The sequence below is a fragment of the Fusobacterium mortiferum ATCC 9817 genome (assembly GCF_000158195.2).
Taxonomy (GTDB): domain Bacteria; phylum Fusobacteriota; class Fusobacteriia; order Fusobacteriales; family Fusobacteriaceae; genus Fusobacterium_A; species Fusobacterium_A mortiferum.
The window spans coordinates 996,870-1,009,665 of the sequence record NZ_GL987988.1 but is presented as its reverse complement, the minus strand read 5'-3'; the positions used below and the strand labels follow the sequence as shown (position 1 = coordinate 1,009,665).

General features: G+C 28.7%; 9 protein-coding genes. All 9 read right to left on the bottom strand.

The genetic code is table 11. The annotated features are described in order from the left end of the window. Position 1: 1 nt before the first annotated feature. A complete protein-coding gene (locus tag FMAG_RS05780) occupies positions 2-3,220 on the bottom strand; it encodes a helicase-related protein (protein WP_005884918.1) in 3,219 nt (1,072 codons plus the stop codon). Between the two features lie 203 nt (positions 3,221-3,423). After that, positions 3,424-5,622 (bottom strand): transglycosylase domain-containing protein, encoded by a 2,199-nt coding sequence (locus FMAG_RS05775; RefSeq protein WP_005884916.1) that lies wholly within the window; start codon positions 5,620-5,622, stop codon positions 3,424-3,426. A 9-nt stretch (positions 5,623-5,631) separates the two neighbouring features. After that, positions 5,632-6,693, bottom strand: a complete 1,062-nt coding sequence (gene rlmN, locus FMAG_RS05770; protein ID WP_106991882.1) for a 23S rRNA (adenine(2503)-C(2))-methyltransferase RlmN — start codon at positions 6,691-6,693, stop codon at positions 5,632-5,634. Positions 6,694-6,804: 111 nt separating this feature from the next. Next, positions 6,805-7,920 carry an alanyl-tRNA editing protein gene (locus FMAG_RS05765; RefSeq protein ID WP_005884912.1) on the bottom strand — a complete coding sequence of 372 codons (1,116 nt, stop codon included), beginning with the start codon at positions 7,918-7,920 and terminating at the stop codon, positions 6,805-6,807. A gap of 317 nt (positions 7,921-8,237) precedes the next feature. Continuing rightward, a complete protein-coding gene (locus FMAG_RS05760) occupies positions 8,238-9,494 on the bottom strand; it encodes a pyridoxal phosphate-dependent aminotransferase (RefSeq protein WP_005884911.1) in 1,257 nt (418 codons plus the stop codon). 12 nt (positions 9,495-9,506) lie between these two features. After that, positions 9,507-10,670, bottom strand: a complete 1,164-nt coding sequence (locus FMAG_RS05755; RefSeq protein ID WP_005884910.1) for a hypothetical protein — start codon at positions 10,668-10,670, stop codon at positions 9,507-9,509. Positions 10,671-10,726: 56 nt separating this feature from the next. Beyond that, positions 10,727-11,482, bottom strand: coding sequence for an SDR family NAD(P)-dependent oxidoreductase (locus tag FMAG_RS05750; RefSeq protein WP_005884909.1), 756 nt, complete (start codon positions 11,480-11,482; stop codon positions 10,727-10,729). An 80-nt stretch (positions 11,483-11,562) separates the two neighbouring features. Further along, on the bottom strand, positions 11,563-11,979 hold the full coding sequence (locus FMAG_RS05745; protein ID WP_005884908.1) for a septal ring lytic transglycosylase RlpA family protein: 417 nt from the start codon (positions 11,977-11,979) through the stop codon (positions 11,563-11,565). Positions 11,980-11,989: 10 nt separating this feature from the next. Then, complete coding sequence (locus tag FMAG_RS05740; protein WP_005884907.1) at positions 11,990-12,793, bottom strand: DUF368 domain-containing protein; 804 nt, start codon at positions 12,791-12,793, stop codon at positions 11,990-11,992. Positions 12,794-12,796: the final 3 nt, after the last annotated feature.

The following is a 12,796-nucleotide window of genomic DNA, read 5'->3' as shown; positions in this document are numbered from 1 at the left end:
CTTATTTTATTACTAAAAATGAGATTAACTCAAAATCATCCATATTTTGCACTGAATTATTAAGTACAGTTTCTCCAAAGCTAAATAGACTATCTAGCCCTTTCTCTTCCTCTTTACCTACAATATTTTCAACAGTTTTCTCTAAGAAGTTAGTAAATTTACTCATATCCTTAGCATTGTTAGTCTCCCTATTAAATTCACTTATCAAATCTGGAAAAAGAGTATTTTCTCCTAAGCAAACTTTCTTATATATATCCAATATCTTTTTACTTTGAATAAAGTTTAGCAGTACCTCTCCACTCTCCTTTACATAGACTAGGAAATATGGGTTTAGAGTATTAAATTCACTTGGTTTTATCTCTTCATTTATCTGTTTTAGACAGAAAATTACTCCTCTTTCAGCTTCCTCTATATTACTTTTAGCCACAGCATACATACCTGTTGGAGCTTTTTCCAAAATCTCTTTATTATTTTTCATATAGTTTACTAAGTCCATTTTAAAATCATTGAATGTCAAGTCCGTTATAGATATTCCACCACCTATATCCTCTAAATCTACCACTTGGTCTTGTAATTGTTTTAGTTGTTTCTTTCTATACTCCAAATCATTCATCTCTCCACTATCAACAATTACATTTTCCTCTCCAGTAGCAGACATATCAAGCATTACCATTCTTCCACTTACTCTAGCTTCCAAGTTGATATACTCATCTAATTCCATATTTGGCCAGAAATTTACAAGTTGAATAACTTCATTTTTAGAACCTATTCTATCTACCCTACCAAATCTTTGAATAATTCTAACTGGATTCCAGTGAATATCATAGTTTATTAGATAATCACAATCCTGTAAGTTTTGCCCCTCAGATATACAATCAGTAGCTATCAATATATCTATTTCTGCTCTATCTGTTGCCTCTCTTCCTTTAGATTTTGGAGAGAAATTTACAAGGATATTATTAAACTCTCCCTTCATTCCTTTGAGATTAGTCTTAGGATTATCACTTCCTGTAATAACTGCACTATATAGTCCTAACTCTTCTAAGCCCCAATCAGCAATATTATCATATAGATATTTTGCTGTATCAGCAAAGGCTGTAAATATTATTACCTTTTTATTTCCTTCATTAATAGGAGTTTTTACTTTTTCTCTTATGAGATCTTTAAGCTCCTCTAACTTCTTATCTCTATGAGGTTGAATTTTAAAAGCTTCTATCATTATTCTTTCAAGTATAGCTCTATCCCCTTCAAGTTCTGCTCTCCACTTTATCTTATCTATATCTTGAATAAAGACTTTTACATTTTTACTTCCTATCATTACACTATCTAATCTTGGGTCATCTAACTCTAAATCATCAATATCTAAATTTTCTTCAATATCTTGAGACTTATTGAGTTTTTCTAAAGTAATATCTATATTTTTTAAAATTTTTGATATGGTAATTCCAAAAGAGTGAATAGAACTTTCCATTCTCTTTAAAATATTTATTCTCATTAAATGAATCAAACTTGTTTCCCTATCTATCTGTCTAAACACAGCTTTCCCTGTCTTAGTATCATATTTCTTACTATATTCAGCTATCTTACTTGGAAGTATATATTTCATAGGAGAGTATATAGCCAAGTTCAAGGCTCTTATCAATTTATTCAACTCATCTAAATCTATAAAATCATTTTGGATGTCTATATCATTTTTTATATTTATAGGTTTTAATCTCTCAGGAAATTTTCCTATATGAGTAGTATCATAATATTTTTGAATATGTTTTCTACTTCTAGCAATAGTGAGCATATCTAATAATTTAAAATAATCTGTTTCCAACATCTCTAAAAGAGTTTCTAAGGTTTTTCTCTCCTCTGGAAGTTCATTCCACTTATTGAAAACTAATTGAGCTTTTCTTAAAATTTGGTCTATACTCTTTATTCCATAGTCAGCCAGAGCAAACTCATTCCCTTCAGTAGCAAAGGCTATCTGATTTTTTAAATCTGTCATTCTATTATTTACTGGAGTAGCTGAAAGCATTAATACTTTTGTTTTTACCCCTTTTTTGATTATCTGATTTAATAATCTTGAGTATCTTGTCTCCTTATCATCTCTTTTGTTATTATTATTTCTAAAGTTATGAGACTCATCTATTACTATTAAATCATAATTTTCCCAATATATCTTTTCTAAATTTATTTCTCCACTATATCCAGAGTATCTTGATAAATCTGTATGATTTAATACATCATAATTTAATCTATCCCTCTCTAAAATATTATCTCTTCTATTCCCCTTATAAGTCAGCCAGTTCTCTCTCAATTTTTTAGGACACAATACTAAGACTCTACTATTTCTTGATTCATAGTATTTTATTACAGCTAAAGCTTCAAAAGTTTTTCCAAGTCCAACAGAGTCAGCTAATATACACCCATGATATTTTTCTAGTTTATCAATAGCACCAAGTACCCCATCTTTTTGGAAATTATATAATTTATTCCAAACGACACTCTCTTTAAATCCAGTCTTAGTTTTTATAATATCCTCTTCTGATAAATCATTTAGATAATCTTTAAATATATTGTAAAGAGTTACAAAATAGATAAACTCTGGATTATTTTCTTTATATACCTCTTCTAAACTTTTTAGAAGATAAGTTTTAACATCTTTTACTTTATCTTTATCATTCCAATATAATTCAAATTGATTTAATAGTTGTTGAGTGTAGATAGAATCTTTTATATATGTATTAGCTTCTAATTTTTTAGAAGGCACTAATCCCAACCCACTTGAAGTAAAATCAGAACTTCCAAATATACAAGCACTTTCATCTTTTTTATTCTCCATTAGATACATTTTTTGTGGAAGTGGATACTCCTCGTCATAAGCTCTTACCTCAACCTTTTCTCTTATCCAATTAGCACACTCTTTAGCTATTTCAGACTGCTTAAGCTCATTTTTTAATTTCATCTCATATCTATCTCCAGCAAGTCCTCTTTCATAACTACCACTTAGTTTAAATTCTCTATTTATATCTTTCTTATTTTTTACAAAGGTTGGCTCAGAAAAAAGAAGTCTTAGCTTTTCAATCTTTCCTAACTCTTTTCTTAATTCTTCATAAGCATAAATTGTAAAATAGGCTGAGATGATAGAAAGTCTTGTTCCAAATTTAATATTTTCTCTAAGCTTATCTATTACTCTACCTTGTACTTTATTATCTAAAATTTGCATTTCCATTTCTTTCCCTCACTACTCCTATTTTTAACGACTTTTATTCTATTTTATCATAAAATAATAGCAAATAAAATAGATAAAAAGCAAATAAAAATGGGTTATCGTAGATTTTTTAATTGAAATCAAAAAATAAAAATATTTAATAATATAAAAAAAACAAGAATGACTTTCATTTCAATCTTTGTCATTCTTGAATTATTTAATAACTAATTTCCCAACAATCTTTGGAAAAGTGAGTCATTATTATTTGATTTATTATTTTGATTTTGAGAATTATTTTCTATTTTATTATTTTCAATAGGAGTAATCTCTTCAAATATTTCTTCTTTTTTCTCTTGAACTTTTGTTTTATATCCTGCTCTTTCAAATATTCCCTCTATTCCTTTAGAATATTTATCATCTCTTTCTAATTCTAACTTTCCTCTTCTTATAACAAAATCTCTTCCCTTATCCATTTTAAGTCCAGTGTTAAGAGCCAGAGTTTGCATAACTAAATCTCCATTTTTCAAGTGATTATCTAAGAAAGAAAACTTAGCTTTAGTATCATATAGATTACTATCTACAAGTTTTTGATAGTATTGAGCCCAGAGTGGAGCAACTCCATTTCCTCCACTTACATCACCAGTGATAGGTTTATTATTATCATACCCTATATATATAGTAGTTACATAATTAGGAGTTATTCCAGCAAACCAAAGAGTTCTATTCTCATTTGTTGTTCCTGTTTTACCACCTTGCTCTATTCTTCTCTTATTAGAGTCATATACAGCTGCTCTTCCAGAACTTCCAAACATTACAGAACTTTTTAACATATATGTTATCAAGCTAGTATCTAAACTATCATATATTTTTTCTTTCTTTGGTAACTCTTCATAAAGTGTATTTCCATATTTATCTATTACAGAGGTTACAATAATAGGAGCTACTTTATATCCCCCATTAGCAAAAACACTATAGTTTAAAGCATGTTGTAATGGAGTATTTTCAAAAGATCCTAAGGAAGCTGTTAAATCATCAGGTATTTTTAAATCAGCATCAAGTTTTGCTACATTTCTTTTTACTGTACTTATTCCTACTTTATCTAATAGCTGAATAGATACAGTATTTACAGACCTATCTAGTGCTGTAAGTAAAGTTAGATTTTTATTGTATCTATTTCCATAGTTTTTTGGAATCCATTTTCCATATTGTAAATATCTATCTTCTATTACAGAGTTTAATTCATATCCATTTTGTAGAGCTGTAAAATATAGGAAAGGTTTAAATGATGAACCAAGTTGTCTTTTAGCCATAGTAGCTCTATTAAATCCACCAGCTTTAAAATCTTTTCCAGCTACAATAGAGATTACATGCCCATTATTAGGATCAACAGTTACCATTCCACCTTGTAATCCCTCTCTTCCCTCTTTTTTAAAGAAAGAATAATTTTCAAAAGTTTCTTTAGCAATTTTTTGCATATCTAAATCCAAAGTAGTATAAACTTTTAATCCACCTGTATATATTAAATCCTCATCAAAATTTTCTAATAAGATATTTTCAACTAATCCAGAAAAATCTGGTACATTGTACTCTACTTCACTTCTCTTATTATACACAATAGTAGTATCTTCATCTAAAACAAAGTCCTTTGGTAGATTATCTTCATTGTAGAATTTATGAGCTATTGCTTTATCATACTCATCTTTTGTTATCATTCCATCTTTATACATCTCTGAAAGAATTAATCTCATTCTTTTTAAAGAGTTATTTAGTTTTTTACTAGGATTATATGTTTCTGGTCTATTTGGAATACCTGCAAGTAGAGCTGCTTCTGCTAAGTTAATTTGTGATATATCTTTTTTATAGAATTGCTCTGCTGCTGTTTTTACTCCATAAGCTCCAGCTCCAAAATATATCTCATTTAGATATTTTTCAAAAATCTCATCTTTAGTATATTTTCTCTCTATTTCAAAAGTGATAAGAGCCTCTTTTATCTTTCTAGCTATACTTTTTTCATGAGATAAAAAAGCATTTCTAGCTAGCTGTTGAGTAAAAGAGCTTGCTCCTTGTACAGCTGCTCCACTTTTTACATTGGCTACAACTGCTCCAAGTAATCTTTTATAGTGTATTCCATGATGTGAATAAAATTGCTTATCTTCAATAGCTAAAAAAGCATTTTTTAAATTTTGAGGTATCTCTCTGAATTTTGCTGTTTCTCTTTTTTCACGAGAGATAACATCTATTACTCTCCCTTTTCTATCATATACAGTAGTAGGAATAGATGGAGAATAATCCTCTATCAAGGTAGAGATATCTGGCAACTCTTTGTAGTATTTATATACTAAACTAAAAACAGCTCCTGATGTAATCACTCCACCTAAAAATATCACCACTAAAAATATTTTTAAGTATGTAAGTTTTTTCATCTCTTCCTCCTATTTAGTAGGTTTTTTATTTTTTTGTCTTAACTGACCACAAGCTCCATCTATATCTGTTCCCTTTTCTCTTCTAATAGTTACATTTACCTTTCTCACATTTTGTAAGAAATTAACAAATCTCTCTATCTTCTTATCTGATGGTCTTGTCATCTCTGTTCCCTCTACTGGGTTGCAAGGAATAAGATTTACTACATGGTCAAAGTCATGTACGAAATCAGCTAGAGCATTAGCATCTCCCTCTGATACGTTAAAGTTATTAATTAAGATATATTCAAAAGTAATTCTTCTCTTAGTTTGTCTTTGATACTCTTGTAATACAGCATGTAAATCCTCTAATGGATATCTTCTATTGATAGGAATTATCTCATCTCTCTTTTCATTGATAGCTGAGTGTAGAGATATAGCTAATTCTACTGGTACTTTCTCAAGAAGTATCTTCTCTATATTTGGAACTATTCCAGAAGTTGAGATAGTTATTTTTCTCTTAGATATGTTTATTCCATTTTCATTAGATAGTATCTCAAGAGCTTTTAAAACATTTGTAAGATTTAAAAGTGGCTCTCCCATTCCCATAAATACAATATTATTTAAATTTGTACCCTGTTTTACAAGTCTTCTCTCAATTGTATAAACTTGGTTAATAATCTCACTTACATTTAAATCTCTTACAAATCCACCCTGTCCTGTAGCACAGAAAGCACATTTTACAGCACAACCTACCTGTGATGAGATACATAGAGTATTTCTCTTATCTTTATGTCTTAATAAAACTGTTTCTATTGTATTTCCATCTTCCAATTGAAATAGAAATTTTTCTGTCTTATCTATCTTAGATATTTGATGTTTTAATAGATTTAAAAATGGAATATATGCTTTTTCTGTAAGTAATTCTCTATCTTTTAAAGAAAGGTTTGTAACTTCATTTAAATCTCTCACTATTTTTTTATGCAGCCAGTTAAAAAGTTGTTTTCCATAGAATTTTTTCATTCCAAGAGATACTACAAACTCTTCTAGCTCCTGTTGATTAAGATTTAATAAATTTATTTTTTCTGACATTATTTCCTCCATAAAGCTTTTATTTAACAATGTATTATATCATAATTTCAGCTTAAAAACAACATTAAAGAAAATCTATCGCTGTATTTTCTTAATTCCTATTTTATTTTCAATTTATCTTTCTATATACTCCACCAAAAGTTTTTTTAACTCCTTTTCCTCTATATCTCCTTTAAAATTTCCTTTTATTTGATTTCCTCCACCTTTAAGTGTAGACTTTTCCTTTATAAGATATTGTATAAAATCTTTACAATTAAAATTTTGAGCTATTATAGAGAAATTATTATTGAAACCTGTAATAAGAATATTTTTCTCTCCCATAAATTTTCCTAAAAATTGAGCTACTGTACTATCTCCAAAATAGAAAATTGGTTGATACTCCCCTACTATCTCACTCTCTTTTAAAAGTTTATTTGCAAGAAATTCCACATATTGAGAGGCTAAATTTTTATATTCACTCTCTATTTTTTTCTTCTCATCAAGAGTTTTATCTAACATCTCCATTATCTCATAATCTTTACAACTAAAAACATGGCATAAATCCTTTGATAACTTATGCTTAAATGAGTAATCTTTCAAAGCTCTCTCTCCAGCTAAAAAATAGAATCTTATATAATTTCCTTTTATCTTTTCATGATTTATAATTTTAAAAAGCTGAATATCTTTTGTATTTTCCACATGAAAACCTGCACATGCTCCTAAATCTACTCCAGGTATCTCTACAAATCTTACATCTCCTACTACTTTCTCTTTGATAGCTTTACGAAGTCCCTCTATCTTTCTAGCCTCTTCATTATTCATTATAAAAATCTTTAATTGTATAGCCTTTTTTATAACTTCATTTGCTTTTCTTTCTAGCTCTTCTATTACTTCTTCAGTGATTTCATTTGAATCTAAATCAACAGTAGTGTATTCTTCAGCCATTCTAAATCCAACTGTATTAAGTTTATAATCATTATATGCAATAGCAGAAAACATATGTTGAGCTGTATGTTGGCAAGCTATATCCTCCTGCCTTATATAATCTATTTTTACCTCATACTCTCCATACTCTAACTCTCTATCAACTACAACTCCACTCTCCTTTACTTCTAAAATTTGAGCTTCTTCTATCTTACCTCTATCTCCTAATTGTCCACCTTTTCCATCAATATATAATATGTCCTTTGGTTCAACTTCTACAAGATATCCATTTTTTATTTTCTCACAATTTTTTACTGATACTTTCATATCTCTAACCTCTCTTGCTCTATTTTCCGCTTTCTAATTTTATAGCTATATTTTACTATATTCTTCCTTTTTAATCTACTTATATTTTACTACCTTTTAAAATCCTTTTATACAGCTGTAATTTTATTTTTCCGACTAAATATATGACTAAAAATACAAATGTCATTACCTCGTAAAATCAATTTTAAGAGGTGGCTTTTTAAACTCTAATTTTACGCTATCTCTAGAAGGCAAAAAAAGTGAATTATTTCATTATTTTAAACAAAACAACAAAATAATTCACTATATTAAATTTTTAACTGTTTTTTATATACAGATTAATACTCTTTTTTAGCTTCTTCATATATAGCTTTTATTTTCTTAGCAAGCCCTTTTATTTTTTTCTTAGTTACACTACACACTGCTATTCTTATTCCTTCATTTAGTATAACAGTATATATATGATTTTTTTCCAACAACTCTTCTACCTTTGGAGTATATTTACCAGTTGGGATAGTTAAGAAAAATCCACTTACATATGGTAATACATCTAGTCCACACTCTTTAGCTTCATTTATAAATATATCTGCTCTCTCTTTAATAAGATTTCTATAAAACTCTCTCTCTTTTTCTAGTCTAAAACTTTTTTCCTCGTCTAAAATAATCTCACTAAACATTTTCATTCCACCTCTTGAGATATTAGACCAAGTAGAACGGCATGAAAAAGAGTTAGCATCATAAAACTCTTTTATTACACTTTCTGATGTTGATAGAGCAATTTGGGCTCCCACTCTCATTCCATAACTTGTTAGAGCTTTTGATAAACTAAATGTAAATATTGTAAGTACTTTTTCTGGAAGATTTTTAAAAGTTTCTAGATATTCTCTTCTCTCCTCAAAACTTCTATCATCAAAATCAATATAAGCCACATCAAGAATAAGTATAATATTAGCCTCTTCAGAAGCAGAGATTAAAATTTTCCTAATCTCTTTCCACTCTTCTATTGTCAATCTATATCCAGTAGGATTTTGACAAGGGTCATTGATAACTATTACCACGTTATCCTGTTTCTTAGCTAATTTTTCTACTCTTTCTTTAAAATCAACTAAATCAAATCTATTTTCTTCATTAAATAGAGTATAGAAATCACAATCTCCATTTTTCTCCTTAGCCATTAAAATATATGGACTCCATAACCATTTAGGAAGTAATAGCGTATCTCCATAACCTAAATAATTTTTTATACTATTACTGATAGCTCCAGTTCCTCCAGGAGTAGCCAATACCTCTACATAGTGTCCTTTTAAAAATTCTTTATAATCTCTACCAAATAGAGAGATTTTTACACTCTCCTTATACTCAGGTGTTCCTGTAAAAGCAGAAGCATATCCAGCTATCTCTTCAGGTGGTAACTCTTTATACACCTTCATAGCTGTATCTAATACTGCTAATTTACCAGTCTCATCATAGAGTGAACCAATAGTAGCGTTAACTACTTTCTCCTCTCCTAGTTCTGCCATAGCATCTTTAGCTTTTTTAGCGACACTAAATACCTTATCTACTAATTTTCTCTCTCCCAAGTCTTTTGCTATCATTTTTCTTCCTCCTTACCAATCTATTATTCTATTAGAATCTAATTTTCTTAATACACTATCTAATTCCTCATTTCCTAAAGAAAGTACTTTTTCTTTTATTTCCTCTCTACTCATTACAGATTTTTCAAACTCACTTACAGGAAATCTAAATGGTCTACCATATGCAAAGGGGTGTAATGGATAATATTCTACCCATACAGCACTATCTTCATAGAAAATCTTTTTACTATCTGATGAGATAGGAGTTCCATTTTTTTCTGCTAGATTATATTCTAATTGATACTCCATAGAAGTAGTTTTTATATGTTTAAAATATCTATAAAATACCTCTACCTCCACTTCTCTTTCTACTGGTACCCATTTCTCCACTTCCACTGCTTTTCCATTTACTATTTTAGTTTCTACCACTCTCTCCATTACTGTTTTTCTTACTCTTTCTATATAACTATCTATTCCACTATGAGTTACTACCTTAGGTGGAAAATACTTTATATTAGAAATATTTATATCAAATTTTAAATTATAATTTTTATTATTCCCTAGGGAGAAAAGAGGATATTTTACTAAATTAGAATTTAAACTCTCTTTTAATCTAGTTTTAAAATTATTATTCTCCCCTTTAAAATTTATTAAAAACTTTCCTAAAGCAAGTTTTCTACTGCTTACATACTTATCATCTATATCTTTTCTCTGTTGTAAATCATATATTTTAGCTTGTGAAAAAAATCCATGAGCCCTTAACTTTTCCTCATAAGTTTCTGTTCTCACGCCATTACCTATTGTAAAAAAACTTTGTGCTAACTCTTTTTTTATATCTAATCTCTCCTCTTGAGGTGGTATGATAATTGCAATAGAGTTTTTACTTGTTGTTGGTAATTTATAATAGATATCCTGTACTCTCAGTAGATTTAGAAGTGCTTTTGTATAACCAATGATATCTCTTCCACGAGATATATCCAACTCATCATAATATTTTTTCTCTGCATTTGGATATATTATTTCAAAGGCATCCAACGCTCTTCTATCCTCATTATTTTCTTTTAAAATACTCAATAGTTCATTCAATGAAGATACATAATTTCCACTATCAGCTTCTTTTATAGCATTCCTCACTTGAAAATAAGAGCAACTACATAAAAATAGTGATAATATTATTAGAATAATTTTTCTTTTCATATATTCCTCCAATATTTTTCATAAAAACATTATACCATTTTTTTCTAAAAATAAAACTATTTTTTTATCTTTTTTTCTTGAATTTTTTTTATTGACTTTAATTTTACTTCTAACGGAATAAATTTATCAATAAAATATAAAATTTTATTAATTTTCCCTGGAATTATAATCTTCTTTTTTCTTTCTATTCCCTTCCATAATTCTATAGCTACCTCTTCTGGAGTAGTTACATAGATTTTTTCAAATTTAGATAGTTTCCTATCCATTCCTTTAAATTTTGTTTTAGTTGGACCAGGAGTTAAGAGATATATCTCTACACCTTTTTCTCTCCCCTCTTCATAAAGAGAAAGAGTAAAAGAGTTTACATAAGCCTTTGTTCCATAATATACACTCATAAGAGGACCCCCCTCTTGAAAACCAGCAGTAGATGAAATATTTATTATTTTTCCATTGCCCCTCTCTATCATTTTTTTATAGAAATGATGAGTAATCTTAGTTAGAGCAATACTATTTATCTCTATAAGCTTTTTTATTTTTTCGTACTCCATATTTTCAAAATAGTCTATCTCCCCTATTCCAGCTCCATTTATAACTACATCTATTTCCTCATCTTCTATATCTTCTAAAAATTTTTCTATCTCTATCTCTTCTTCTATATTTATAGAATAAGATTTAACTTGATAATTTTCTTCCAATTTTTTTAATCTCTTTTTATCTCTACCTAAAGCAATAACTTCATAACTATTTTTTCTAAAGATTTTTATAATCTCCTCTCCCATTCCTCCAGTAGCACCTGTAATTAAAAGTTTCACTTCTTCCTCCTTAGTTTAGTAAATAAAAAATTCAAGAATAACTTTTGTCTTTTCACTCTTCGTTATTCTTGAATTTTTTACTAAATTCCCTTGATATATTTTTTATACTCTGAAGAGGTAAATCTAGGACTTCCATGCTTATATTTAAAAGTATTTTTATCACTTACTTTTTCTACCTTTACATCAATAAGCCCATGACCAGTAGAAGCTATCTTATTAAAAGCAGCTCTACTTAAATCTATCTTTCTCCCATATTTTTCAAATCCACCTCTATCTGTAACTACAACAAGTACAGATTTTCCATTTTCTTTATTAGTTACTTTTAATACAGTTCCAAAAGGATAATCATTAGAAGCACAAGTCAACTGATTAGAATCATAAACATAACCACTTGCTGTTAATTTCCCTTCAAAACCTTTTCCATACCAGCTAGCTGTTCCAGTAGATGTACAAGCTGTTACAAACATTAAAACTACTACTACTAGAAAATATCTCATCTTCTCTCCTTTATTTATATAGATTTAACCAAATTTGTAAAATTGACACAACTATTATCCCAGTTATAAAAAATAGTGTTACACTTCTATGTTTTTGAAGAAGCATATTTATAAGTTTAGCTATTAGAACAAGCCCTATCAATACCCCCAACCCAAAAGCTGTAAGAGGTAGTATATATAAATTTGTGATTATCTCACTTATTGAAGAGTAACTTGTAATATTTATAAGATTTGAGAAAAATTTATTTATAAATCCTAAAATATTATAATACTCTCCCAACATAAGAAGTAAAAGTGAACCAGATATTCCTGGAATAATCATAGCTCCTGCAGCAAGTCCACCACAAGCAAAAAGTTTTAAAGCATAACTTGTAGTGACTACTGTAACCAATTCCTTTGCTCCACTATCTTTTCCAAATTTATAATCAGCATATACAAATCCTAAAGTAAGTAAAGCTCCTAAACAGAAAAAGAAAATATTCTTTTTATCTTTTTTATTCTCTCCCTTTATAATATATGGAATAGATGGAAGAATCAATAAACTAAATCCACCAGCAGTAGCTCTTGGATAATTAGTAAAACAAAATTCTATTACTCTTGCAAATAAAATTATTCCAATAGCTGCTCCACTTCCTATTTGTAGCAAAAATTTTATGTACTCTATTTTTTTCTTAACAGGAGCAGTAGGGAAATTTCCTATTGCTTCTGTAAGTTTATCATATACTCCCATTATTACTGCCAATGTTCCCCCAGAAACTCCAGGCATAATATTAGCAATTCCTATTATAATTCCTTTTAAAAAAAGTTGTATCATCTT

Excerpts from the sequence above, each read along its gene's own strand:
- FMAG_RS05780 (WP_005884918.1), bottom strand. The coding sequence starts at position 3,220 with ATGGAAATGCAAATTTTAGATAATAAAGTACAAGGTAGAGTAATAGAT.
- FMAG_RS05775 (WP_005884916.1), bottom strand. The coding sequence starts at position 5,622 with ATGAAAAAACTTACATACTTAAAAATATTTTTAGTGGTGATATTTTTA.
- FMAG_RS05765 (WP_005884912.1), bottom strand. The coding sequence starts at position 7,920 with ATGAAAGTATCAGTAAAAAATTGTGAGAAAATAAAAAATGGATATCTT.
- FMAG_RS05760 (WP_005884911.1), bottom strand. The coding sequence starts at position 9,494 with ATGATAGCAAAAGACTTGGGAGAGAGAAAATTAGTAGATAAGGTATTT.
- FMAG_RS05755 (WP_005884910.1), bottom strand. The coding sequence starts at position 10,670 with ATGAAAAGAAAAATTATTCTAATAATATTATCACTATTTTTATGTAGT.
- FMAG_RS05745 (WP_005884908.1), bottom strand. The coding sequence starts at position 11,979 with ATGAGATATTTTCTAGTAGTAGTAGTTTTAATGTTTGTAACAGCTTGT.
- FMAG_RS05740 (WP_005884907.1), bottom strand. The coding sequence starts at position 12,793 with ATGATACAACTTTTTTTAAAAGGAATTATAATAGGAATTGCTAATATT.